The sequence below is a fragment of the Thermaerobacter sp. FW80 genome (genome assembly GCF_004634385.1).
GTDB classification, from domain to species: Bacteria; Bacillota; Sulfobacillia; order Thermaerobacterales; family Thermaerobacteraceae; genus Thermaerobacter; species Thermaerobacter composti.
This window is the reverse complement of the sequence record NZ_CP037895.1, coordinates 25674-50881: the sequence shown is the minus strand read 5'-3', so window position 1 is coordinate 50881 and position 25208 is coordinate 25674. Positions and strand designations below refer to the sequence as shown.

Annotated in this window: 19 protein-coding genes; 18 read left to right on the top strand and 1 reads right to left on the bottom strand. The window is 71.2% G+C overall.

Annotated elements, in window-relative coordinates:
* The first annotated feature begins 75 nt into the window (after nucleotides 1–75).
* From E1B22_RS00200 to E1B22_RS00140, 14 genes are all read left to right on the top strand, one after another.
* Entirely contained in the window at nucleotides 76–393 is a 318-nt protein-coding gene (locus tag E1B22_RS00200; RefSeq protein WP_135224099.1) for a helix-turn-helix transcriptional regulator, read from the top strand.
* Nucleotides 390–818, top strand: coding sequence for an SRPBCC domain-containing protein (locus tag E1B22_RS00195; RefSeq protein ID WP_135224098.1), 429 nt, complete (start codon nucleotides 390–392; stop codon nucleotides 816–818). The genes E1B22_RS00200 and E1B22_RS00195 overlap by 4 nt, the downstream gene beginning before the upstream one ends.
* A 624-nt stretch (nucleotides 819–1442) precedes the next feature.
* On the top strand, nucleotides 1443–2615 hold the full coding sequence (thrC, locus tag E1B22_RS00190) for a threonine synthase (protein ID WP_135224097.1): 1173 nt from the start codon (nucleotides 1443–1445) through the stop codon (nucleotides 2613–2615).
* A 182-nt stretch (nucleotides 2616–2797) separates the two neighbouring features.
* On the top strand, nucleotides 2798–3961 hold the full coding sequence (thrB, locus tag E1B22_RS00185) for a homoserine kinase (protein ID WP_135224096.1): 1164 nt from the start codon (nucleotides 2798–2800) through the stop codon (nucleotides 3959–3961).
* A gap of 330 nt (nucleotides 3962–4291) precedes the next feature.
* Nucleotides 4292–4645: a PTS transporter subunit EIIC gene (locus E1B22_RS00180; RefSeq protein WP_243123486.1), complete on the top strand. Its 354-nt coding sequence runs from the start codon at nucleotides 4292–4294 to the stop codon at nucleotides 4643–4645.
* Nucleotides 4646–4711: 66 nt separating this feature from the next.
* A complete protein-coding gene (locus tag E1B22_RS00175) occupies nucleotides 4712–5122 on the top strand; it encodes a hypothetical protein (protein ID WP_135224094.1) in 411 nt (136 codons plus the stop codon).
* Between the two features lie 116 nt (nucleotides 5123–5238).
* On the top strand, nucleotides 5239–5697 hold the full coding sequence (locus tag E1B22_RS00170) for a hypothetical protein (RefSeq protein ID WP_167758797.1): 459 nt from the start codon (nucleotides 5239–5241) through the stop codon (nucleotides 5695–5697).
* Nucleotides 5698–5795: 98 nt separating this feature from the next.
* Nucleotides 5796–6122 carry a hypothetical protein gene (locus E1B22_RS12610; protein ID WP_167758796.1) on the top strand — a complete coding sequence of 109 codons (327 nt, stop codon included), beginning with the start codon at nucleotides 5796–5798 and terminating at the stop codon, nucleotides 6120–6122.
* 331 nt (nucleotides 6123–6453) lie between these two features.
* On the top strand, nucleotides 6454–6714 hold the full coding sequence (locus E1B22_RS12605) for an AbrB/MazE/SpoVT family DNA-binding domain-containing protein (protein ID WP_167758795.1): 261 nt from the start codon (nucleotides 6454–6456) through the stop codon (nucleotides 6712–6714).
* Nucleotides 6707–7105 carry a PIN domain-containing protein gene (locus E1B22_RS00160; RefSeq protein ID WP_135224091.1) on the top strand — a complete coding sequence of 133 codons (399 nt, stop codon included), beginning with the start codon at nucleotides 6707–6709 and terminating at the stop codon, nucleotides 7103–7105. Before E1B22_RS12605 ends, E1B22_RS00160 begins: the two co-directional genes overlap by 8 nt.
* A gap of 313 nt (nucleotides 7106–7418) precedes the next feature.
* Nucleotides 7419–10655, top strand: a complete 3237-nt coding sequence (locus tag E1B22_RS00155; protein WP_135224090.1) for a phosphoenolpyruvate carboxylase — start codon at nucleotides 7419–7421, stop codon at nucleotides 10653–10655.
* Between the two features lie 711 nt (nucleotides 10656–11366).
* Nucleotides 11367–13070, top strand: a complete 1704-nt coding sequence (locus E1B22_RS00150) for an FMN-binding glutamate synthase family protein (protein WP_135224089.1) — start codon at nucleotides 11367–11369, stop codon at nucleotides 13068–13070.
* A 73-nt stretch (nucleotides 13071–13143) separates the two neighbouring features.
* Nucleotides 13144–15042, top strand: coding sequence for a thiamine pyrophosphate-binding protein (locus tag E1B22_RS00145; protein WP_135224088.1), 1899 nt, complete (start codon nucleotides 13144–13146; stop codon nucleotides 15040–15042).
* A gap of 878 nt (nucleotides 15043–15920) precedes the next feature.
* Complete coding sequence (locus E1B22_RS00140) at nucleotides 15921–17957, top strand: M14 family metallopeptidase (protein ID WP_135224087.1); 2037 nt, start codon at nucleotides 15921–15923, stop codon at nucleotides 17955–17957.
* Here E1B22_RS00140 and E1B22_RS00135 read toward each other — a convergent pair.
* Nucleotides 17888–19174: an IS256 family transposase gene (locus tag E1B22_RS00135; protein WP_135224086.1), complete on the bottom strand. Its 1287-nt coding sequence runs from the start codon at nucleotides 19172–19174 to the stop codon at nucleotides 17888–17890. The genes E1B22_RS00140 and E1B22_RS00135 overlap by 70 nt on opposite strands.
* Before the next feature lie 123 nt (nucleotides 19175–19297).
* On the opposite strand from E1B22_RS00135, the gene E1B22_RS00130 reads away from it, so the two are divergent.
* From E1B22_RS00130 to E1B22_RS00115, 4 genes are all read left to right on the top strand, one after another.
* On the top strand, nucleotides 19298–19999 hold the full coding sequence (locus tag E1B22_RS00130; RefSeq protein ID WP_135224085.1) for a chitobiase/beta-hexosaminidase C-terminal domain-containing protein: 702 nt from the start codon (nucleotides 19298–19300) through the stop codon (nucleotides 19997–19999).
* A gap of 247 nt (nucleotides 20000–20246) precedes the next feature.
* Nucleotides 20247–21476 carry an IS256 family transposase gene (locus E1B22_RS00125; protein ID WP_135224084.1) on the top strand — a complete coding sequence of 410 codons (1230 nt, stop codon included), beginning with the start codon at nucleotides 20247–20249 and terminating at the stop codon, nucleotides 21474–21476.
* Between the two features lie 401 nt (nucleotides 21477–21877).
* Nucleotides 21878–23494: an IS1634 family transposase gene (locus tag E1B22_RS00120; RefSeq protein ID WP_135224083.1), complete on the top strand. Its 1617-nt coding sequence runs from the start codon at nucleotides 21878–21880 to the stop codon at nucleotides 23492–23494.
* Between the two features lie 185 nt (nucleotides 23495–23679).
* A complete protein-coding gene (locus E1B22_RS00115; protein ID WP_135224082.1) occupies nucleotides 23680–25152 on the top strand; it encodes an IS1182 family transposase in 1473 nt (490 codons plus the stop codon).
* Nucleotides 25153–25208: the final 56 nt, after the last annotated feature.

The window sequence follows — 25208 nt, the reverse complement described above, 5'->3', positions numbered from 1 at the left end:
TTCCGAAGTTGCGGTGGGGAAGGGTGAGATAAAGAGGTCTTGACCAATTGGTAACCAAGCGGTTACCATTGAGCCATGGATCTCGATCGCGCGTTCGCGGCCCTGGCGGACCCGACGCGGCGCCACATCGTCACCGTGCTCCGGTCGGGGCCGCAGGATGTGGGCACCCTGGCAAGACCGCTCCCCATCAGCCGGCCGGCGGTGTCGAAGCACCTGGCCGTCCTCGTGGCTGCGGGCTTGGTCGAGGTCGAAAAGTCGGGGCGGCGCCGGCTCTACTGCCTTCATCCGGAAGGGTTTGCCGAGGTGCGCAGGTGGCTGGACCAGGTGGCCAGGACCTGGGACGTCGCCCTGGAGCGCTTCCGCCGCCACGTCGAGGGGGACGGTGAGGGATGATTCGACGCACCGTTGTCGTCCGCAGGCCCGTGGAGGACGTCTTTGACCGCTTCACGGCCGGCATGGGGCACTGGTGGCCGCTGGAGCAGTTCTCCTACGGCGGCGACCGCGCCGGCGACCTGATCCTCGAAGGCCATGCCGGAGGCCGGTTCTACGAGCGGTTCCGGGACGGCGAAGAGCACGAGATCGGCCGGGTCCTGGTCTACGATCCGCCCCACCGGGTGGTGTTCACCTGGAACCAGGCCAACTGGGCCGGGTCCACCGAGGTCGAGGTCCGGTTCCATCCCGAGGGTACCGGCACCCGCATCGAGCTGGAGCACCGGGGTTGGGAACAACTCGGCGAGGCGGGCACCGGGACGCAGCAGGCCTTTGATGGCGGATGGGGTGTGATCCTCGATCGGTTTGCGTCCTGGGCGTCTCCCTGAAGAAACCGGCCGGAACCGAGGGAAGGTAGACCGACCAGCCGGGCGGGGTGCTGGTGGCTAGGAAAGGCGCGTCACCTTCGGCCTCTTGACCTGGGTCCGGCCAGACCCTATAATCCCGCAAAAGCGTTCCCGAAGCCGTCCGGGCCGAGGGAATGCGTCATCTCGGCATGCGCGATGACCGGAACGAGTAGGCTCGTCGACCGATGTTCAGAGACGGGGGTCGTGGCTGAGAGCCCCCGCATCGGAGCGGGCCGAAAACCCTCCGGGAGCCGCCGGTGAAACCCCGGTGGGGGAGTAGCCAGGCGGGGCAGCCCCCCTTACGGGCGACGAGAGGATCCACGGGAACCTGCGCCGGTGTCTGCGGCGTGTTCGCCCCGGTGATGACGCGGCTCGGGTGGCCGGTTCGTCCGGTCCGGTGGGCAGGCGCGGTGGCTGGGGCGCTGCGGGCTGGTGCAGCAGGACCTGGGGATCAAATAGGGTGGAACCGCGCGAGCACGGCCTCGCGTCCCTAATGGGGCGCGAGGCCGTGCGGTTTTATGGAGGCCGAATGGTTCCGGCCCGAGTACGCAGGGTTCGGGATCGACCGAGGGGCCGGGTCCTCTGCCGGGAGAGGGGTTCGACGACATGCATCGCGACCTTGGGACTCTCAGCGACATCCCACGCCAGGGGATCATCGCCCGTTACCGCGACTGGCTGCCGGTACCTCCCGGCGCGGAGCCGATCACCCTGGGAGAGGGCGACACACCGCTGATCCGGGCGGATCGGTTGCTGGAGCAACTGCCGCCCGACCGCCGCCCGCCGGGCCTGTTCCTCAAGTTCGAAGGGGCCAACCCGACGGGATCCTTCAAGGACCGGGGCATGACCATGGCCCTGACGTGCGCCCGGGCCCGGGGCGCCCAGGCGGTGATCTGCGCTTCCACGGGCAACACGGCGGCGGCCGCGGCCGCCTACGCGGCCCGGGCGGGCATGGACTGCTGGCTGGTGCTTCCGGCGGGGGGCGTGGCCGCCGGCAAGGTGAGCCAGGCCGTGGCCTGCGGGGCGCGGATCCTCCCGGTGCGGGGAAGCTTCGACGACGCCCTGGCCGCCGTGCGACAGGTGGTGGCCGAGCGGCCGGACCTGGTGCTCGTCAACTCCCTGAATCCCGATCGCCTGGAGGGCCAGAAGACGGCCGCCTTCGAGGTGGTGGACCAGCTGGCGGCCCGCGGTGAGGACGAACCGGCGGCCGTGTTCCTCCCCGTCGGCAATGGGGGCAACATCACCGCCTACCACATGGGGTTCGCCACCTATGCGGCGGCGGGTCGGCTGGGGCGCCTGCCGCGACTCTACGGCGTCCAGGCCGAGGGGGCGGCCCCGCTGGTGCGAGGCCGGCCCGTGGACCGGCCGCAGACGGTGGCGTCGGCCATTCGCATCGGCCGGCCGGTGTACGGGGACCGGGCCCTGGCGGCGGTGCGGGAGACCGGGGGCCGGGTGCTGGCGGTCAGCGACGAGGAGATCCTCGTCGCCCAGCGGCTCCTGGCCCGGCTGGAAGGCGTCTTCGTCGAGCCGGCCTCGGCGGCCTCCGTGGCGGGCCTGCTCAAGCTGGCCCGGGGGGACGAACCCGGCTGGGAGGTGCCCGAGGGGCCCGTGGTGTGCGTGCTGACGGGGCACGGCCTGAAGGACGTCGACACCGCCCTGCGGGCGGCGCGGTCCGGCGACGCCGGGTCAGCGGACCTCGCCGCGCTGGAGGCGGAGGCCCTGGAACCGGATGCCATCGTGCAGCGATTGCTGTCGGTGCCCGCGGGAGGTCAGCAGGAATGAAGGGTTCACGAGGGAAGGGTTCACGAGGCGTGGGAGTCCACCGTGGACGGGTCGGAGCGGGGGAGGCGGTCGGGCGACCGTCGGCGGATCGCCCCCCTTCGCCGGGTCGGCGCATTGATGCCGACGCCTGGGGGGCCACGCCCGAGGCGCCCGCCCAACCCGTCGTGGGGCAAGGACCAGCGATGTCGAGGCGGTCTGCGAGGCGTGGTGAAACGGGGACGGTACCGGGCGACCACCCACCCGCGCGAGCGGTCGCGTGGGCGCGGGCGCCGGCGACCAGCGCCAATCTGGGGCCGGGGTTCGACTGCCTCGGCATGGCCCTGCCGCGATGGGAGCTGCGGGCCTGGTTGACCCCGGCCGAGGTGGACCCGCGGCGGTGGTCCTGCACGGAACACCAGGTCCGGTGGAACCTGCACGGTCGCGGCCCAGCTGCCGCACCGCCCGAGGAGAACCTGGTGGTGCGCGCCATCTGTGCCGCCTTCGCCCGGGCCGGACAGGCCCACCCGCCCGCTTGGCGCCTGGCGATTCGCAGCACGATCCCTCCTGCTCGTGGGCTCGGCTCAAGTGCCGCGGCGATCGTCGCCGGGCTGGCGGTCGCCAATCAGTGGTTACGCCGGGCGGGACGGCCCCTGACGCCGGGCGAGCTGCTGCAGCTGGCAGCGGACCTCGAGGGCCACGCCGACAACGTGGCGGCAGCCCTCCTGGGTGGGGTGGTGCTAGCGTGGCGCGAGGCGGATGCTGCCCAACGCTGGCGCGCGACGTCCCTGATGCTCGCCAACCGCTGGCTGGCGGTGCTCGCCATTCCGGCTGTCAGCGGCTATACCCACGAAGCCCGCGGTGCCCTGCCCGCCACGGTTAGCCACGGCGACGCGGCCTTCAACGTGGCGCGGGTGGGTCTGTTGGTGGCCGCCCTGACCGCAGGGCGCGGTGAGCTCTTGCGGCAGGCCATGGAGGATCGTCTCCACCAGCCGTACCGTATGCGGTTGTTCCCCTGGCTCAGCACTTTGATTCAACGGGCCTTGGCCGCGGGTGCCGACGGCGCTTGCCTGAGCGGTGCCGGTCCGAGCGTCCTCGCGTTGGTGCGCCCTGAGCGCGCGCGGGGTGTGGCCCGGGCGCTGGCTTCCGGCCTTGCCGCCGCGGGTATCGACGGGCGTGTAGTCCTGTGTCCGGTCGGCGGGCCGGGATGCCGGTCGGGTCTCGTCGTGCGTCGGGCGGCCCGGCGCCCACCTGAGGGTCGCCGAGCCCCGAGTCGGGGCGACGATTTCGTGCCTGAAAGCCAAGGTTTGGCCGCCGGCCTCGCGTGCTTGGATGGGCCTGCAGCCGCTAGGGTGACAGGGCCGGCGTGAGCGGGTGCCCCCCCAGTCCGTAGCCAGGGTGCACGAATGACGGTGTGGCGCTTGCTATTTGTGCTTCCTGGCTGCACAGATCTGCACATATTTGTGCATGTTTGTGAAGTCACTGCCGATAAGACTTGATGACTCGATCGCGTACCATGCTGCCGCGTACTATGCCCTTGGCGTGCCATGTCTTTCGCGCGGCCGTCTTGCTCTCCTTCACCCGCCCGTGTCCAACCCATCGATGCCGCTGGCCATGCGGCGGCTCTCACCCCTGCCTGCTCCCGCAGGCATGAGCCGGTTCGATGACCGCAGGCCGTCGCCCCTGGGATGGTGGGCGGGATGCTGGCGAGCAAGCTGGGGGCAGGCTTCCCCGGTGGGATCGTGGCAGGCTTCCTGGCCGGCTACCTGGCGGCGTGGCTGGTGCGGGCGATTCGCCTCCCGCGTACGCTGGAGGGCCTGAAGCCGGTGCTCCTCGTGCCCGTCCTGGCCACAGGGGTGACGGGCCTGCTCATGATCTACGTGGTCGGTAGCCCCCTCAAGGCCGTGATGAATGCGTTGACGGCCTGGTTGCAGGGGTTGAGTGGCGGTAACGCGATCCTCCTTGGCCTCGTGCTCGGAGCCATGATGGCCTTCGACATGGGTGGGCCGGTCAACAAGGCAGCGTATACCTTTGCTACCGGGCTGTTGGCGTGAACGGGCGGCGATTCGCTGGTGTGCGAGGCGTTTTTTGTCTTGTACACTGGAGAAAGGAGGGGGAGCATGCCGATGCCGGCTCCGGAGGAGGCCGCCACGAAAGAGCCCGAGGCGGGCGAGTCCCAGGCGGGATCCGGAAAGCCCCCGGTCGACGGGACCTGGCTCATCCTGCAGCGCCTGGAGGATCTCCAACGCCAGCAGGACGGCCTGGAACGCCGACTGGAAGCGCGGATCGAAGCGCTGGAATCGCGCATGGAAACGCGTTTTCGGGAGTTCGGCCAGCGAATCGATGCGCTCCAGCAGCGGGTCGAAGGTATAGAGACCCGCCTGGAGGTGCAGGGGACCGAACTCCGCAACCTCGGCACCCTGGTCGCGTCCCTGGCCGATGAGCAGCGGTGGATGCGCCGTTGGATCATCGGCCTGCTGGCGGGCCTCGTTCTGGCCATTGCGGGACTGGCCTTCGGGCGCGCCCTGTAACGGTCCACCGAAACCAGCACGTGGCCACGTTGCGCTGGGAGACCCGAGCCTTTTCAGGCGCGGGTTTTTTGTTTCTGCCCCCGCGGGCCCGCCTGGGCCGGGGCACGCAAATGTTGATGACGGTTGGCGTGTACGCTCCCGCCGGCGAGGCCGCTCGTCGCGGGATCTACGAGGCGGCGTCTCGGCGCTTTCGCCTCCCGCTCTGGCAGCTTGTGTGGGGTGCCGTTCGCACGTCCTCGGCCGGGGACCTCGACTGCGAGGCGGTCGAGTGGGACATCACGCAGATCCGGTCCGACGAAGGATGGACCGCCATCGTCCTTACCGGGCCGTGGAGTGAGGGCTCCTTTGCTGTCGGCGCGGTCGCGGACGGGGCCGTTGTCGTGCTCCGTACGGGGGTGGGGCCCGACGGGATCGGCGAGGCGCTCAAGGATGTAGCGCCGTTCGCCGATCAGGTCGAGGGCCAGAAGGGGGCAAAGCGAATCCTCCTTCGCGATAATGCCATCGAAAACGCCGACGCTGCTTGCACCACGGTGGGGGCCGTCGTGACGGCCTGCCGCAGCACCGGTGCGGAGTAGGCGGCCGGAAGGGTGACGGGCCCTGAGTCGTTGTGCTCGGGGCCCGCGCATTCTCCCTGGAGGTGATCGCGATGCCACGTTCGAGGATGCGGTCGGGTTTGGGTGTCGTCCAATTCCAGACGCTGGTGCGGGGGGTCCTGGTCTCCACGGTGGCCGTACCGGACCACCGGGTGGCCGAAACGCTGGTCGTTCCGCTCGACCAGCGGGGCCGCCCTTGCTGGGGCGCGCCGCTTGTCGAAAGGCGGTACCCCGAACGGATCGATGTGGCGGGGCTTGAGGCCGCGCACGCGGCGATGGTCGCCGCGGTGGAGGAGGGCCGCTACGATGCCCCGGCGGAAGGGGCGGCGCGTCGTGCTCAGCCTTCTCCTTCTGGCGCATCCCGGGTAGGCCGGGGCAGTGTACGCGGTCGTGCGTTCGCTCTTTGACTCGGTCGAGTGGGCCGCTGTCCGGAAGGCGAAGGAGCCTTCGAACGGCCAGCCGGGCTGGTGTTCCTGCACCCCGAAGGTCCCGGGCGTTTGGTGGGCTTTCGGGCAGGGCAGATCCGGCGGGCGGGTCGTCGTCGCCGTGACGGGCGATCGGCGGGTCGCCGTGGTCTCAGTGCGCGGCGATGCCGTGGGACAGGCCGTGACTGCTTTGACAAATGCCGCTTTGTGGGAACAGGAGAGCCCGCGTGGCCAAGCCGACCCGGGTCACCCCGCGCACGAGGTTCAACAAGTGCTCGTGTGTAATACTATCTGCGGTGGGAGTGATGCTGCGGTGCCCGTGTCCCGCATCGGGCCGAAGGGTCAGGTGGTCTTGCCCAAGTCGGTCCGCGAGGCGCTGGGTGTTGCGCCAGGTGACCGTGTGGTCTTCAGCCTGGAGGGCGGTCGGGTGGTGCTCCTGTCCGTGCCTGCCCGGACCGCGGCGGAGCTGCGCGGGATCCTCCGGGTGGAGCGGCCGGTCGATCTGAAGGAGGCCCGCCGGGCCTACCAGGAGCACCTGGCGGAACGCTTCGGGGCGGCCGAGGTCGATGGCTGAGACGGTCCACGTGGACGCCAACGTCATCCTGCGGCTACTGCTGGGCGAGCCGGAGCCCCAGGCGCGGGCGGCCGAGGCGCTGTTCGCCCGAGCGGCGCGGGGCGAGTTCCGTATCCGCATCCATCCTGCCGTGCTGGCGGAGGTCGTCTACGTCCTCACCTCGCCGCGGGTCGCGGGGCTGCCCCGCAGGCGCGTGACGGACGCGCTGCGGGCGTTGCTGACCCTTGACGGCGTTGAGGTCCCCGACCTCGAGCCTACGCTGGCGGCCCTGCGCCGCTTCGAGGAGACGAGCCTCGACTGGGTGGACTGCCTGCTGCTCTCCTACGGGCCGGAGCTGCCCGTGTACACGTTCGACGAAGCCGTGATCCGGGCCGGCGGGCGCACACCTTGAGGCGTGACGCCTCGGTGGGAGAACCGTTGGCCACGGCACCTCCCCTACCGCCGCCCGAAGAGGAGTACCTGCAGGCGCTGCAGGTGGGGCGCGGCCTTTCGCCCAGCACACTTTTCGAGTACGCGCGATCCCCTTTGCCGCTGCTGATCCGCTGCGCGTGATCCCCTCGATCATGGCGGGGTCGGCCATCGTGGGAGCCACACCGGCGTCGCCCGCTTGCAAGATGGCCTCGCTACTCTTGCATCCATCGGCTCGTTCGACATAATGAGGGAAAACGCCCTCCCTGCACCCTCTGGCGACGGAGGCTGACGCCATGGCCGGGCGCACACCCGCGTTCCGCAGTGCAGAAGACCTGTATCCCATGTTGAAGAACGAAGTGGACCTACTGGGCCGAGCGTTGGGCGAGGCCATCCGCCGCCTCTCCGGCGAGCGGCTCTTCGCGCTGGAAGAGGCGATCCGCGCCCGCACGAAGCACCTGCGCCAGCATCCCGACGACGAGGCGGCGCGGGAGGCGCTGCGGGGCCAGGTGGGGAGCCTCTCCGTCGCCGAGGCGGAGGGCCTGATCCGCGCGTTTTCTACCTATTTCCACTTGGTCAACCTGGCCGAGGAGCGGCACCGGGTGCGGGTGAACCGGCAGCGCGAGCGGGCCAGCACGCCCGACCGGCCGCGGCCGGAGTCGCTGCTGGCCCTGGTTGGCCAGCTCAAGGCCCGGGGCCTGGGCTACGACGACGTCGTGAGGCTCCTGTCCTCGGCCCGGCTGGTGCTGACCTTCACCGCCCATCCCACCGAGACCCGGCGGCGCACCCTGCGGCACCACCTGCTGGAGCTCGATCGGACCCTGGACCGGCTCGAGCGCGGAGAGGCCGAGCTCGCCGAGGTGGTGGCGCGGGTGACGCTCCTCTGGACCACCCGCGAACTCAGGCCGGCCCCGCCGCGGGTCGAGGACGAGGTCCGCGGCGGGCTGTACTACCTACCTACCACCTTGTGGGAGGCGGTGCCGCGGCTGATGGACGCCCTCGAACGGGCGGTGGCCGTCCACTACGGGCGGCGGCCGGTTCTTCCCCCGCCCCTCGCCTTCCGCAGCTGGATCGGCGGCGACCGGGACGGCAACCCCTTCGTGACCCCCGCGGTGACGGCCTGGGCCCAGGGCTATGCGCGGGCCGAGATCGCCCGGAAGTATGCCGAGGGTCTGGCGGCCCTGACCCGGAATCTCTCGGTGGCGGAGGAGCGGGCGTCGTTGCCGCCCTTGCCGGGGGCGCGGTGGAGCACCGTCGGCGGCGAGGCGGCGGCCGGCGCAGTCGCGGACGGCCCCACCAATGGCGCTGGCCAGACCGGCGGCGCTCCAGGGGGCAAGACGGGCGGCCGCCCCGACGCGAAGCCGAACGGCGCACCAGGCGCTGAATCGGGCGGGGATGCAGCCGGCGAAACCGGTGACGTGCCCCACGCTGGCACGGCCCCAGGCCCCGATGGCGAAGCGGTCGCCAGCGGCGACGGTGGGCGGGACCGGTTTCCCGGCGAGCCCTACCGCCGCTTCGTCGATCGTCTGCAGCGCCGGTGGGCGGCCCGCACGGTACCGGAAGCGGTCTGGGGCGAAGTCGACTCGCTGCGCCGCCTCCCCGCAGGCGATGCGGCCCAAGCCCGGACGGTACCGGAAGCGGTCGGGGGCGGAGCCGACGGGACGGCCCTGCCCCCGGCGGTGCCAGCCGACGAGGCTCCGGAGGGGGAGGCCGAGCCCGTCGGGACGCGCGCCGCGGCGGACGGGGCCACGGAGAACGGGGGCCGACCGGTCCAATCCCAAGCGGCGGTGCGTTCGGCCGGGGATCTGGCCGCGTCCGGGGATGGGGCCGTGTCCGAGGATCTGGCCGCGCTCCTCCACCAGGTCGAACGCGGCCTCGAGGCCGCCGGTCTCGGCGAGGCGGCGGCGTCCCTGGTGCGTCCCTTGCGCTGGCGGGCTCAGGTCTTCGGCGAGGCCATGGCGCCGCTGGACCTGCGCGAGCACGCCGACGCCCACGGCCGCGCGGTGGCGGAGCTGCTGGAAGCCGGCGGCGTGATGGCGGCCGCCACCTACCTCGCCCTGGACCCCAAGGCGCGGGAGGACCTCTTGACCCGCGAGCTCCGCAGCGCCCGCCCCCTCGCGCCCGTCGGGTACCGCCCCCGGACCCGCGAGCTGGCCGTGGCCCTGGAGGCGCTGCGGGTCTGGCGGGATCGGGGCGCCTACATCATCAGCGGTTGCCGGGGCCCCGCCGACGTGTTGGAGGTGTTCGTGCTGGCCCGGGAGGTGGGCCTGTACCGGCCGGGCCGGCCCCTGCCCTTCGACGTGGTCCCCCTCTTCGAGACGCTGGCCGATCTGGAGGCGGCGCCGGCGGCCATGGAGCGGCTGCTGCGCAATCCCGTCTTCGGCGCCCACGCCCGGGCCCGCGGCGGTTGCGAGGTGATGATCGGCTACTCCGACTCCAGCAAGGACGCCGGTTACCTGGCCGCCAACTGGGCGCTCTATCGGGCCCAGGAGGGCATCAGCCGGGTGGCCCGAGCGGCGGGGGTGCCGGTGTCCTTCTTCCACGGCCGCGGCACGTCGACCGCCCGCGGCGGCGGAGGAACCGCGGGGCGCGCCATCGCCAGCCTCCCGCCGGGCACCGTGGGCTCGCGCCTGCGGCTGACCGAGCAGGGCGAGGCCTTGGCCGACCGCTACGCGCACCCCGAGCTGGCCCTGCGCAACCTGGAGCAGCTGCTGTACCACTTCGTGCTCGCCGCAGCCCGCGACGTGGCTCCCCCGGGATCCCCTGCGGCAGCATCCCACCCGGGGGCCGAGGGGGCCGTCGTCTCCCCGGACGAACGCGGCGGCGCCGCACCGGTCTCGGAGGTACCCGCCGCGTGGCGCCAGGCCATGGACCGGGCCGCGGCCCGATCCGCCGAGGCGTATCGCCAGCTGCTGGCGGAGCCGGGTTTCTTCGAGTTCTTCGAGCACTTCACCCCGATCCGGGAGATCGCGGCGCTCAAGATCGCCTCCCGGCCCGTTGCGCGCACCGGGCGCGCCCGGCGGGTCCAGGACCTGCGGGCCATCCCCTGGGTGATGGCCTGGACCCAGGTGCGCCTCCTGCTGCCGGGCTGGTACGGGCTGGCCGAGGGGCTCGCCGAGGTGCCCCCCGAGCTGCGCCAGGCGATGTTCGCCGGCTGGCCCTTCTTCCGGTCCGTGCTGGATGGCGCCGCCCTGGCCCTGGCCAAGGCGGATCTGGCCGTGGCCCGCGAGTACCTGCGGCTGGTACCCGAGCCGCTGGCGAGCCGGTTCTTCCCCCGCCTGGAGGAGGGGTTCCTGCGCACCCGCGAGCTCCTGGAGGAGACCTTCGGCGGCCCGCTGCTGGCCCACCACCCCGTGCTGGCGCGCCAGACGGCGCTGCGCAACCCCTACGTGGACCCCATCAGCTACCTCCAGGTGGAGCTGCTGGCTCGCTATCGCCGGGCGCCCGAGGGCGACCCCGAGCGGCCCGCGCTTGAGCGGGCCCTGCTGCTCTCCATCCTGGGGATCGCGGCCGGCCTGCGCAACGCGGGGTGAGGCGTCGCGGCCCGGCACCACCTCCGGGCGCAGGTTCGCCGGGGGAGACCCGCAGGGTCGGGGAACGGGGCGCGCCTGCGCCTGGCATCGGTCCCACCGATTCCCGTGCCGAGACCGTCCGTTTGCCCGCACGGCCCGTCTCCCACCGGGAACGCTACGGTTCGAGGAGGCGAACGGCGCAGCCGGAGGCATCAAGGGGGCGACCCGCGGACCCGGAGGCGTCGCGAAGGCGACCTGCGCAACCGGGGGCGTTGAGGGAGCGACCAGTGCGACCGGAGGCGTCGGGAAGGCGACCCGTCCAACCGGGGGCGTCGAGGAGGCCCCCGGCGCGGCCGGGGGCGGCGGAAGGCGACCCGTGTAACCGGGGACGCTGAGGGAGCGACCGGCGTTACCCGAGGCGTCGAAGGCGCGATCGACGCTCCCGGAGCCGTCGAAGGAGCGACCGACGCTACCGGAGGCGTCGGGAAGCCAAGCCGCGCGACCGGATGCATCCACGAGGCAGACGGCGGACCCGCCCGACCGAGGGCGTCCACGAGGCAGGCTGGCGATGCCATCGGGCGCGTTCGCGCCACCTCGACGCGGGGCACGCCGACGCCGCCGTGGGACCGCCGGCAGGGCGTTGCGGCCGGGTTCGTCCGGACGCCGGACGCCGGACGCCGGAAGCCGGACGCCGGAAGCCGGAAGCCGGAAGCCGGAAGGGGGAGCGGGGGCATGCTGGCCGCCTTCGCAGGCGCGCTGCTGGCCCTGGTGGTCCTGCTGGCCGCCGGGGTCGGAGCGGCGGTGTGGCTCGGGCCGCCGCTCTTGCGGCGCCTGTTCAACCGCATGATGGTCGCGGTCCTGAGCGGGCCCCAGGACCGCAACCAGATGCTGCAGTGGATGGTGCTGGCCCGCAACACCGACCCCGAGCAGATGCTGGCCATCATGCGGCGCGCCGAGACGGGCAAGCCCTTCACTCGCCCCTACGGGGCCACCCGGCCGTGGATGCAGTTCGAGCAGCTGGTCTTCGTCCCGGCCCAGATCGGCCGGCTGCCCCGAGGGGAGCCCGACGTGGACACCCGGGTCACCATCGGCCCCCAGGCGGCCCGGCCCCTCCACCTGAAGATCCCCATCCTGATCACCGGCATGGCCTACGGCCTCGCCCTGACGCGGGAAGCCAAGGTGGCCCTGGCCCGGGCGTCGGCCATGGTGGGCACCGCCACCAACTCCGGGGAGAGCGGCTTCCTGGCCGACGAGCGGCGTCACGCGCGGCACTACATCGTCCAGTACAACCGGGGCGGATGGAACGTCCGCCCCGAGCAGCTGCGCCAGGCGGACGCCATCGAGATCCAGTTCGGGCAGGGCGCCGACGCCTGCGCCCAGGAGTCGACCCCCTGGGACATGCTGGACGAACCGGTCCGGCGGCACCTGGGCCTACGCCCCGGGGAGGACGCGGTGATCCACACCCGCTTTCCCCAGGTGGCCTCGCCGGACGACCTGGCCCGGCTGGTCGAGGAACTGCGCTGGATGACGGGCGGCGTACCCATCGGCGTCAAGCTCTGCGCCGGCGACCTGGAGGCCGACCTGCGGGCGGCGGTGGCGGCGGGGGTCGACTTCATCAGCATCGACGGGGCCAAGGGCAGCACGGGCAAGGGGTATCTCTTCACCATCAACGACTTCGGCCTGCCGGTCCTCTACGCGATCCCCGAGGCGGACCGCATCCTGCGGGAGCTGGGGGTGCGGGACCGGATCACCCTGATCGCCTCGGGGGGCCTCCGGGACGGGGCGGACTTCCTCAAGGCCATGGCCCTGGGCGCCGACGCCTGCTACGTGGGCACGGCGATCCTGCTGGCCATGGTGCAGGCGCAGATGGTACGCCTCATGCCCTACGCGCCGCCCTATGAGCTCTTCATCGCCAAGGGCCGCTACACCCACCTGTTCGATGGAGAGCAGGCGGCGATCCACGCTGCCAACTACCTGAAGGCCTGCGTCCAGGAGATGGTGGAGGCGGCCCGCGCCCTGGGGCACGCCCGCCTGGCCGACGTGGGCAAGGGCGACTTGCGGGCGTTGACCCGGGAGGTGGCGGAGATCACCGGCGTGCCCCTGGCGTACCACCCCCGGACGGCAGGGCTGGAGCGGCTCGAGGGGGCGCCGGCGCTCCGGCCGCCGGCGTTGGAAGGGGCACCCATCCCGGTCGGATCGGGCCCCCATCGGGCGGCCGGGCCGCAGGCCACCCCGGACGAACCAGCCGCGGCCGGCGGCCCGCACGGACCGGCCGGCGACACCGCGTCCCCGTCCGCCGCACGACGGGCCGCGGCGCGGAGAGGGGACGACGGCACCGCGGGGACGGGAGGCGGAGCGGGGACGTCACCCGAGGTGCCGCGGGACGGAACGGACGAACGGGCCGGTTCGTCCGCAGAACCGGCGCCGGTATCCTGAAGGCGGCGCCGTCGCCGCCGGACGCCCCGCCCGGTAGCCAGGAGACCACGACGCGAAGGGGGCGAACCGCAGGATGCCAGCCCGTCGCATGACCGTCGCCGACTACGTGGCCGCCGAGCTCGCCGCCTGGGACGTGGCCTGCGTCTTCGGCGTGCCGGGCGACGCCGTGATCCCGCTGCTGGAGGCGTTGCGGCAAAACCGGCGGCCGCGCTTCATCGCCGCCCGGCACGAGGGGGCTGCGGCCCTCATGGCCTCCGCCTACGCCAAGCTAAGCGGCCAGCTCGCCGCCTGCTGCAGCGACGCCGGCCCCGGCGCCGTGCAGATGCTGAACGGCGTGTACGATGCCGCCATGGACCGGGTGCCACTGCTGGTCATCACCGGCGGCCTGCCCACGGCGAAGACGGCCACCCACTGGCCCCAGGACGCCAACCTGGACCTGGTCTACACCGACGCCACGGTCTTCAACCACACCCTGGCGGCGGCCGGCCAGGCGACCCGCATCCTGCCGGCGGCCCTGCGGGGGGCCTGGGAACGCTCGGGGCCGGCCCGGGTGGGGCTGCCCGTGGACCTGCAGCGGGAGGAGCTGGCCGACGCGAAGCCCACCGGCAAGCCGGGCTACCTGCAGGAAGAACCGACCCCCGACGCCCGGGACGTCGACGCGGCCCTGCACCTCTTGCGGACGGCCATGAAGCCGGTGATCCTGGTGGGCCGCGGCGCGCGGGCCGCTCGGGAGGCCGTGCTGGCCCTGGCCGAGGCGCTGGATGCCCCCATCGTGGCGACCCTGCCGGGGCTGGGCGCGGTGCCGGCGGAGCATCGCCACTACTGCGGCGTGCTGGGGGAGGCGGGCACCCAGGCCGCGGCGGACGTGCTGGGCGCGGCCGACGTGGCGCTGGTGGTGGGTTCGACCTGGTGGCAGCCGGCCTTCGTGCCCCGGGGGCTCAAGGTGATCCAGGTCGACACCCGGCGCGCCCACCTGGGCATGACCTTCCCCGTGGAGGTGGACCTGGCCGGGCCGGCGGAGACGGTGGTCTCGGCCCTGCGGGACGGCATCAGGCCCCAGGCGCGGGACAGCTGGCACGCCTTCTGGGAGCGGGCCCGAGCGACCTGGCACGCGGAGCTGCAGGAAGCCGATGCGGCGGCCCAGGGCCGGGGCGCGGGTCCCGGAACCCGGGTGGGTGGCCGCGGTGGGGCCGCAGGCCGTGGCGGCCGGGCGGCGGAGGGCGTGCACCCGGCGGCGCTGATGACCGTCCTCTCCGGCGTCCTCGACCCCGAGGCGGTGATCTGCGTCGACACCGGCCAGCACACCTACTGGTTCGGCCGCTACTTCTTCCCCGATCGGCAGACGGTGCTGGTGTCCGGCCACTGGCGGACGGTGGGGTTCGCGTTGCCGGCCGCCATCGGCGCGGCCCTGGCCGCCCCGCGCCGGCCGGTGGTGGCGCTGGCCGGGGACGGCGGCCTGGGCATGACCCTGATGGAGTTCACCACGGCGGTGCGGGAGCGGCTGCCCATCGTGGTGATCTGCTGCAACGACGGCCGCTTCGCGGAAGAGGAGGAGCTCCAGGACCGGGCGGGGGTCGAGCCCTTCGGCACCCGGTTCGTCAATCCGGACTTCGCCGCCTTTGCCGAGGCCGCGGGCGGGGTGGGGATCCGCGTGGAAAGGGTTCGCGACCTGGAACCGGCCCTGGAGCGAGCCCTGCGGGTCGACGGCCCGGTGCTGGTGGACGTGCGGGTGGCCCAGGTCACCTACCCGCGGCCCGAACCCGTGGCGCACCGGGATCCGTGGGCGGCGCGGACGGAGACGGAGACCCGGGAGGCGGCCACGGGGACGCCGTCCGACGAGATCGGCCGCTACGGGGATCCCCGCCAGGAGGGACACGGCAGGGGTCATCCCGGGGCCACCGGCCGCCAGCCCCGGCGCGAGCCCGTGACCCGGCGGCTCTGGGGCCGCGGGCGGCAGCCGGAGCGGGTCTAGCCAGCCGGAGCGGGTGCCCGAGCGGGTGTGCGGGCGCCCGAGCGGGTGTGCGGCGGGGTGCTGGCCGCCGTGGGCCCCGGAACGTCACGGGTCGCTACGCATGCCGGCCGGTTCACAGGGGGACGGCCGACCGGATCCTGCCCTAGCCCGCTAGGCGCCGCCGCCCCAGGTAGCCACCGGCCGTCAGGGCCGCGCCCAGGACCGCCACGCCGGCCAGGACCGTTGCCAGCGACCGGGCGGATGAGGCGTGCGGCGCCCCACCGGCCGGCGCCCCGACCTGCGTTCCGGACGTCTCCTTCGAGCTGAGGGTTTGATGGATACGCTCACCACCGCGCACCGGCTGTCCGAACACTGGGCATCGGCGATCCCCGCCGGCCGGCCGTCGAGCTCGATCACGAACCGGTGCACGCCCTGGGGTTCGGTCGACTGGTCCCGGGGTCGCCGTATCTCCCTCCTGGACGAACCGGCTGAAGGCGTCCACCCGGTACCCGGCGCCGGCGGCGTGCCGGGCAGGCCACGACTCGCTGCGGCACGGCCACCTCGCTGCGGCACGGCCACCCACCTCTCCCACGCGGACGGACCGCCTCCCAGCGGCTGCCTCCGAAAGGCTCATCGCTTGCCGTTCGCCGTTCCCCACGGCTCCACTCCACGCCTGCAGCATGCGTCGATGATTCGCGCGCTCCGTACCCGAGCACGAGGCGCCCTTGACGCGGATGGGACGGTGACCCTCCAACGGCTGCCGCGGAAATCGACGAGGGGCCTCGACATCGTTCGTGCCGTGGGTGTGACCGGCTTGTCCTACAATCGTGGCAACGACCGTCGTGGCAACCGTCCACCGCCGTCGGAGCTTGTCCCCCGTGGAAGAACCGGCTGGAGGGATGCGCAAGGACCGAGGATGCAGGCCGCGTGACTCCCGCGTCCAGAGTCGGTTCACCTTCAGCTATCGCCTCGGCGCCGGGGTGCTGGCCCTCCTGCTCATCGGGTTGACCTGGGCCCAGGCCCTGGCGGAGGCGGGGACCGCGGATCCCCCCGTCCAGAGGGATCCCGCCGTGGAGAAGGTGGTCACGTTCCGCCTTCCGTCGACGGCCGTCCTCTCCCGGATCCAGGAGATGGGCATCGCCGTCGAGGCTCCCGTCCTCCAGGACGCCCAAGGGCGCCTGCTCATCGACCTGGTCGTCACGGACGAACAGGCCCGCCAGCTGGCCGTCCTCGGCTTGCAGCCGGTGGGTGCGGCCGAGGGCGGACCGCAGGGCCGGGGCGGCGGTGCCGGGGCCGGTTCGTCCGGATCCGCGAGCCCCGGGTCCCCGACGAAGACGGATGCGGCGCCCAGCCGTTCTGCCGGAGCCGGTACGGCACCAGCCGCCGCGGCCGCCGCGCAAGAAGAGCCCATCCGCATCCTGCGGGCCGACGGCTTCGAGAACTACGCCGGCCCCTTCGTGTCGGTGGAGGCCCGGGCGGCAGCCGGTGCCCAGGCGGTGCTCGACGTCTACGATGCGGGGAGCGGGGAGCACCTGGGCACCATGACCCCCTTCGTCGACGCGGGTGTGTACATGTACCACACCCTGCTGGTCCCCGTGGCATCGCTGCCGGACGCCATTCGGGTGACGGGCGCGGACGGGGCGGAGGCCCGCGCCGCCGTCGAGCCGTGGCCCTCCGAGGAGGCGCGTTTCTCGTTCGCTGGGGACTACCGCACGGGCTTCGTCGACCACTACATGGATCCCACCGAGATCTACGCGCGGCTCGAGGCGCTGGCCCGGGAGTTCCCCGACCTGACGGAGATCATCGAGCTGCCGTACCGCACCCACGGGTACCGCCGCCAGGCCATGGGGGTCACGGGTGCCACGGCGTCGCGGGCCATCGTGTGGTACTCCAAGGCATGGGGGCATGAGGGCGGCAACGGGCTGCGGGTCCTGCTGGAAGATCCTGGCGAGCCCAACCGGCCCCTGACCGTCCGCTACGAGGCGGCGACCCGCACGGTCCACGTGTCCCTGGCCACCGGTCCCGACGGCGCGGTGACCAGCACCGCCGGCCAGGTGATCGAGGCGGTGAATGCCGATCCCGATCTGCCGGTCCAGGCGTTCCCGTACCGGACCGCCGAGCCCTCCGGCATCGTCGCGCCGGAAGGGCCCGTGGTCCTCAGCGACTACCTGCGGGCGCCGGATCACGTCTCGCGGGATCCCTTCACCGTCAAGGTGCTGCGCATCGGCAAGCGGCGGGACGGCTCGCGCACCGGCGTGTTCATCTACGCCCAGGAGCACGCCCGGGAGTGGGTGACGCCGCTGGTGGCCCTGGAGACGGCGGCCCGTCTGCTCTACAACTACCGGACCCACAAGCCGACGCGGGAACTGGTGGACAACCTGGACATCTTCATCCTGCCGTCGGTGAACCCCGACGGGGGCCACTACTCCTTCTACGACTACAACCTGCAGCGGAAGAACCTGGTGAACCACGGTGGACCCGCATACAAGGATCCCGCCCTGCGTAACCAGTGGGGGGTGGACCTGAATCGCAACTTCGCCGTGGGCAGCGTGCACGACGGGTACGTCGGCGGCAGCACGAACCCGCTGAGTTCGACCTACGCCGGTCCCGCGCCGCTGTCGGAACCCGAGGCCCGCAACGAGGTCTGGCTGGTGGAGAACTTCCCCAACATCAAGTTCGCGATGAACGTGCACAGCCACGGTGGATATTTCATGTGGCCGCCGGGGGCGTACAAGGTCCCCGGGCGCATCCCCTTGCCGCGCCCGACCCTGGGGGAGGAGACCTTCTTCTGGCAGGCGGGCGAGCGGATCCTCGACGCCATCGAGCCGATGGTCAAGTCCCGAACTGTCTGTAAAAGCGGTCTGGGTCATGCCACGGTGGCAGCGGGTGAAACCTCTTTCTGCGCCGCTCTTTGCCGTTGCCGCTCCTCGATGTAGCGCTCCAGCTGCTTTCGTTCGTGCTCGCTGAACTGCACCCGCCGCCAGCGCTCACTCGCCCGCCACAGCACGGCGAAGACTAGCTTCAGGCACTCCCGCTCGCTCCGAAACCGCGGGATCACCTTGGCGCGCCGCCGCTCCTCCTCGAAGCTGCGCTCCACCAGGTTGGTGGTCCGGACATGCTTGCGGTGGGCGGCGGGTAGCCGCAGGTGCGCCAGGCTCGCTTCCAGGTCCTCCTGCAGGCTCCGCATGGCCGAGGGATACTCCCGCCCGAACCGCTCCACCACCTCGGCCACCAGCCGCCGGCCCTGCTCGATATCCGGTGCGTCCCGGATCGCCTCCAGGTAGGGCTTGAGCACGGGCCGCGCCTCCTCCGGCACCTTGTCCAGCACGTTCCGCATCTTGTGCACCCAGCAGCGGATGCGCTCCGCCTCCGGCCACATGGCTTCCACCGCCTGGATCAGCCCCGGCGCCCCGTCCGTCGTCACCGTCAGCGGCGTCTTCAGCCCCCGGCGCACCAGATCCCGGAAGTGCTCCAGCCAGTCCTCGTAGCGCTCCTTGTTGCCCAGGCTCAGGTGCACCAGCACCTTGCTGCCGTCGCTCAAGATGGCCCAGGTGACCAGGATGCCCTCACGGCAGCCCGCCTGCCGGCGCAGCGACTCGTAGATGGCGTCGGCGAACAGGTACACCACGTCGAGGCCTGACAGGTCCCGCTGGGCAAAGGCCTCGAACTCCTCGTGGAGCGCCTCGGTGATCCGGCTCACGGTGGACCGGCTCAAAAGCGGCGCTTCGCTGCCCGCCAGCTCCGCCAGCGCATCCTCGATGTCCCGGCTAGAGAGGCCCCGGGCGTACATCTCCACCACCAGGCGCTCCAGCACGTCCGTCCGCCGCTTGAGGGCCCTCCACAGCGTGGGCTGGCACAGTCCCTCCATGCCCCGCACCTGGGGGACGTCGATCTCGAGCCGCCCCTCGGCGCAACGCAGCGTCCGCGGCTTGTAGCCGTTGCGGGCGCCTTCCTGGCCAGGCTCGCGCCGCTCGTAGCGTCCGCGCCCCAAAAGCTCCGTGACCTCTGCCTCCAGCAGCTCCTGGATGAGCTTGCGGGCGCCCAGGCGGACGAGGGCATGGGTCAGGTCCTCGACCTCCGTACCCTCCCGGGCCTGCGCGGCCAGCTGCCGGGCCAGCTCCGCCAACTGCTGGCTGGGTGGTATCCTGGACATAGGTCTGGGTCCTCCTCGGTGTGCCCCAGCTGGGGCGAGTTTTCCGACGCCACCGATGGTAGCCCAGACCGCTTCGCGTTTACAGACAGTTTAGGACGTCACCTCGAGCGATGGCGGGACACGGTGATCCTCCCCGGCCAGACGGGTCCGGTCATCGACGTGCTGTACTCGGCGGCGGGGAACTCGGCCGATCACTTCTGGTACCGCCACCGGGTGTTCGGGTGGGACTTCGAAGTCGGAGCGTATCGCTTTGAGGGCGGCCGCTGGCGCTCCCAGGGATTCCAGCCGGCCTGGCCGGAGGCGTTCGAACAGGCCATGGAGTTCGCCAACGGGACGATGGAACTGCTTCGCGTCGCCTTGGACTACCAGAACGACCGGCAACTGCCCCGCTCCTGGGTCGAGATCATCCCGGAGGAGGGGACCCGGTCGGCGGCGGGCGCCTTGGGGGAGGGGGATCGCCAGGAGGTCCGCTTCGAGGAGGACGGCGACCAGACCCTGGTGTTCACGGGTCCCGTGCGGCTGCGGTTCCACACCAGCGAGCCGGCGGACGTGTACTACACCCTGGACGGCAGCCGGCCCACCCTGGAGTCCACCCGCTACGAAGCCGCAGGGGTACGGGACCGGCCCGCGGACCTGCGCATCGACCGGACGACCGACGTCTCCTTCTTCGCCGTCGACGTCAAGGGCCTGGTGGAGAAGAACTACCAGCCGGACGGCCGGGGTCGCAACTACAACCGCCTGCGGATCGTCATCGAGGATCCGGCTGAGGGGCGCGGCCCGGCAGGGGTGGGAAAAGAAGGCCAGATGGCCGGAGCGGGCCGGTAGGCCTGGGCGAGGGTCGAGTCGAGCAGGATGCCGGCCGATCTGCCGGCCCATGAGAATGGACGCAATGGGAATGGACCCATGGGGTTGGACCAGCGCGGGGGCGGTCGCGGCGGGGGTTAAAGTCCCGGGTAGTGGTGGACTTTCCGGCCAGGGTTTAGGCGTGGCTGGTGGCCGTTGACAGCAGCGGTCACCGGCGGCTTCCCTTCGGGTTGGACGAACCCGAGCACGAAGGGAGGTCGGACCACCGGTGACCGCTGACTTCAGGATGGCACTTCTCGAACTGCTGCGCCAGTACCAGGGCGAGCCCGAGGTCGACGCCCTGCGGGAGGGCCTGCGCTGGCTCGCCCAGCAGCTGATGGAGGTCGAGGTCAGCGAACTCATCGGCGCCCAGCGCTACGAGCGCACCCCGTCGCGCACTACCTACCGAAACGGGTACCGCCCCCGGCGCTGGGACACGCGCGTGGGCACCATCGAGCTGCAGATCCCGAAGTTACGCCGCGGCAGCTACTTCCCCAGCCTCTTGAAGCCGCGGCGGCGCGCGGAGCGGGCCTTGCTGGCCGTGGTGCAGGAGGCCTACGTGCACGGGGTGAGCACGCGCAAGGTGGACGAGCTGGTCCAGGCGCTGGGCGTCGGGGGCTTGAGCAAGAGCGAGGTCTCCCGCATCTGCGCCGAGCTGGACGAGCACATGGAGCGCTTTCGGAACCGGCCGCTGGAAGGCGAGTACCCCTACGTGTGGCTGGACGCCAAGGCGGTGAAGGTGCGGCAAGACGGACGGGTGGTGAACATGGCGGCCGTGATCGCCGTGGGTGTGCGGGAGACAGGGGAACGGGAGGTCCTGGGGTTCGACGTGGGCGCGGCCGAGACGTACGAGTTCTGGCTGGACTTCCTACGTCGCCTGGTGGCCCGGGGGCTGAAGGGCGTGCGGCTGGTGATCTCGGACGCCCACGAGGGCCTCAAGCGAGCCATCGGTGAGGTGCTGGCAGGCGCCACGTGGCAGCGGTGCCGGGTGCACTTCATGCGGAACCTGCTGGCGCGGGTGCCCAAGCACGCCCAGTCCATGGTGGCAGCGCTGGTACGGACCATCTTCGCCCAGCCGGACCGTGCCTCGGCTCGGCAGCAGCTGGAGCAGGTGGCGGCAAACTTGGAGCGGCGGTTCCCCCAGGTGGCGAGCCTGCTGCGGGAGGCCGCGGAGGAGGTTTTGGCCTACATGGACTTCCCGCCGGAGCACTGGCGGGGGATCCACTCGACGAACGTCCTGGAGCGGCTGAACCGCGAGCTGGCGCGGCGGTGCGACGTGGTGGGCATCTTCCCGAACGTGGCGGCGGTGCTGCGCCTGCTGGGTGCGCTGCTGGAGGAGCAGCAGGACGAGTGGCTGGTGCAGCGGCGGTACTTTAGCCAGGCGTCGATGGCGAAGCTCAAGGGCGGTGACGCGTTGGGGAGTGACTCGGTGAGCGCCTTGGCTGTTGCAGCGAGGTAAGCCCATGGAACCCGAGGGGGAGCCGCTTTTCCACCACTTGCCGGGACACGGCCTGGTCCGCAGGCAGCATGCGTTCAAAGAGCAGCTCATCGAAGAAGTTTCGCTGTCGATCCAACCTTCCCAGCATGGTGCATCGGCCCCGGTTTCGGTATCGTCTCCCTAGGGTTTTTCGCTTTGCGTCCTGCCAGTCCTTGCCGAAAAAGCAAAGGAGTTTTTCAGAGCCCTCCTCCAGGCTCGGGTTTGACAGTTGACGGCCCTTCTCGGTGCCACGCCGCCCCAGGAACCCGCATGAATCAAGGGGTTTCCATGGGGCGGCGGTTCTTTGGGGTCAAAAGTGTAGTGCCACGTGTATTCGTGAAACACTTGTATGGTAAGCACGAGCATGCTATGATGGTTGTGCCATGTTCATCCGCCAGAAGACCTTCAAGAACAAAGACGGCTCCACCCGCACCTACCTCCAACTCGTCGAGAGCGTGCGCCAGGGCGGCCGCGTCCGCCAGCGGGTGGTCGCCACCCTGGGCCGGCTGGAGGACCTTCAGGACGGCCGCCTCGATGCCCTCATCGAGAACCTAGCCCGCTTCTCCCAGAACACCTGGCGTCGGCTGGAGGAACAAGCCGAGCGCTTGAACGTCCGCTGGTCCAAGCAGTGGGGACCGGCGCTGATCTTCGAACGGCTGTGGCGCGAAGCTGAACTGGACAAGGCCTTCGCGGCCCTGCTGGAGGATCGCCAGCTGGCCTTCGACGTGGCCGAGGCCGTCTTCACCATGGTGCTCAACCGCCTCACCGACCCCTGCTCCAAACGCGGACTCGTCCGGCAGTGGCTGCAGGGCGTCTACCGGCCCCAGGCCGAGCAGCTGGAGCTGCATCACTACTACCGGGCGCTGGACGTCCTGGCCGAGCATAAGGAAGCCCTCGAAGACCGCCTCTTCGCCCGGGCCCGCGACCTGTTCTGGACCGAGGTCGACGTGGTGATGTGGGATGCCACATCCACCTACTTCGAAGGCCGCGGGCCGGAGGGCTTGGCCGCCTACGGCTATTCCCGCGACAAGCGCCCGGACCGCCCCCAGCTGGTGGTCGGCGTGCTCATGACCCGGGACGGCTACCCCATTGCTCACGAGGTCTTCCCGGGCGACACCGCCGACAAGGCCACGGTGGAGACCGTCCTTGACGCGCTCAAGAGGCGTTTCCACCTACGCCGGGTGATCTTCGTCGCCGACCGGGGCATGGTCAGCCGCCGGATCCTGCACGCCATCGAGGAAGCCGGCATGGAGTACATCGTCGTCATGCCCTTGCGGCGCCACCGCGAGGCCGAGGCCGTGCTGAGCCAGCCAGGGCGCTACCGCGTGATCGACGAGCAGCTCCGCATCAAGCAGGTGATCCACCAGGGCCAGCGCTACATCCTCTGCCACAATCCCCTCCAGGCCGAGCACGACCGCCACGCCCGGGAGGCGGTCCTCGCGCACCTGAAGCAGCGGATCGAGCGCGGCCAAGCCAAGGATCTCCTGCGGAACCGCCTCGTGGCCCGTTACCTCAAGGCCCTGCCCCAGGGTGCGTTGGTGGTTGACGCGGACGCTGTGAAACGGGCCGCCCGCTACGATGGGAAGTACCTGCTGCGGACCAACACCGACCTCGACCCGGAGGCCGTGGTGCGGGCGTACAAGGACCTCTGGCGGGTCGAGCGCGCCTTCCGCACCCTCAAGTCCGCCTTGGACCTGCGGCCCATGTTCCACTGGACGGAGCGGCGAGTCCGGGGGCACGTCATGGTCTGCTTCCTGGCGCTGGTCCTGGAGAGCCTCTTGTTGCGCAAGCTCCGCCAGCAGAACCCCGATGTGGGCTACGAGGACGTGCTCCACGATCTCTCCCAGCTGCACGCCGTGGCCGTGGAGCTGGACGGCGAGGCCTACCTCACCCGCACCGAGCTGGTCGGGCAGGCCTACGAGGCCTTCAAGGCCGTGGGCCTGCGGCCCCCCGCTCGGGTGCAGCCGCTGCCACGTCCCGAGACGACCCCCGCCGGGTAGTGTAGTGGTACGTAGTCCCCGTGTGCCCAAGAAAGCCTTCTGTCTTAAGGGTTCTCAAGGATCACGGTGTCAAAGTCGAGTCAAGGAGGGCTCTGAAAAACTCCTTTGCTTTTTCGGCAAGGACTGGCAGGACGCAAAGCGAAAAACCCCTATGGAGACGATACCGAAACCGGGGCCGGTGCACCATGTTGGGACGGTTGGATCAGCAGCGGAACTTCTTCGATGAGATCCTCTTCAACCACATGCTGCCGGCGGACCATCCCCTCCTGGACATCGACCGGGCTGTCGATTTCTCGTTCGTGGAGGAAGAGACGGCCGATCGGTACAGCGCCGATCAAGGCCGGCCTTCGTATCCGCCGGAGCAGCTGGTGCGCATCCTCTTCCTGGCGGTGTGGGCCAACCTGTCGGACGTGCAGGTCTGCCAGCAGCTGCGCTACAACGTCCTCTATCGCTACTTCTGCCGCCTTGGCTGGGAGGACGCGATTCCCGACGACACGACGCTGGTGCGGTTTCGGCAGCGGTTGGGGGAGGCGCGGTGGCAGCGGCTGCTGCACCGGCTGGTGGAGCAGGCACGAGCGAAGGGGTGCCTGAAAGGCCGCTGGCTGGTGATGGACTCCAGCCCGGTGGTGGCCCATGCGGCCGCCCGCACACGGGTGCAGCTTTTGCGGGAGGGGCGGCAGCGGCTGCTGCAAGCCGTCCGGCAGGCGGCGCCGCCGGTGGCGAAGGAACTGGAGGCGCTGGCCGAGCCGGTGCCGGACGCGACCTATGAAGATCAGGATCAGCTGCTGCAGGCGGAACAGGAACGGACGGAAGCCTTGCTGGCGGCGATCACGTCGCGGCAAGCCGCGAAGGCACCGGCGGTGCGACGCGTACGGAAGCAAGTGGAGCGGGTGCTGAAGGACGAACGGGTGGCGAGCTACGCGGACCCGGAGGCGCGTTGGGGACACCAGCGCCGGGAGAAGCCTTTTTTCGGCTACAAGATGCATCTGGCGACGGATGAGACCGGCTTTGTGCTGGCGGCGACGGTGACGGCGGGGAACGCGAGCGACCTCGAAGGGGCGCCGGCGCTGGTGGAACAAGCGCGCGTCCAGGGGCTCCGGCCACGGCGGCTGGTGGCGGACAAGGCGTATGACGCCACGAGGTTGAGGGAGGATCTCGTTCGGCAAGGCATCCGTCCGTACATCCCCCAGCGGACGCAAAGGCAAAGGCTGCCCAAGCAAGGGTTCACGTACGACAAGCGCCGCCGGCAGTGGATCTGTCCCGAGGGCCACCGCTCCATCGGCCAGAGCCCGCACCAGCGCGGGGGGTGGCTGGTGTACTTTTCCGAGCGAGCCTGCCGCGGCTGCCCCCGGGCGGGGCGTTGCCTGAGCCGGAGCCAGACGCGGAAGGTGCTGTACTGGCATCCGGGTACGGAAGCGAACCGGCCGCGGGGGCTGAAACGGGCCTTGCGGGTGCGAACGGTCATTGAGCGCACCTTTGGGGAGGCCAAGCAGTGGCACGGCCTCGGGCGAAGCCGTTACCGGGGACGGGAACGGACGGCGATTCAGGTGCTGCTCACCTGCCTGGTGCTCAACGCCAAGAAGATGGCTCGGCGATTGCAAGACGCACGTGGTAGTGGACATGGGAAGAGGCGGGCCATGGAGTGGGCGGCCGCTTGAACGGGTCCGTAGCAAGCCGGGCCACCTTGCAGCGCCGATCACCCGTAGTGCCACGT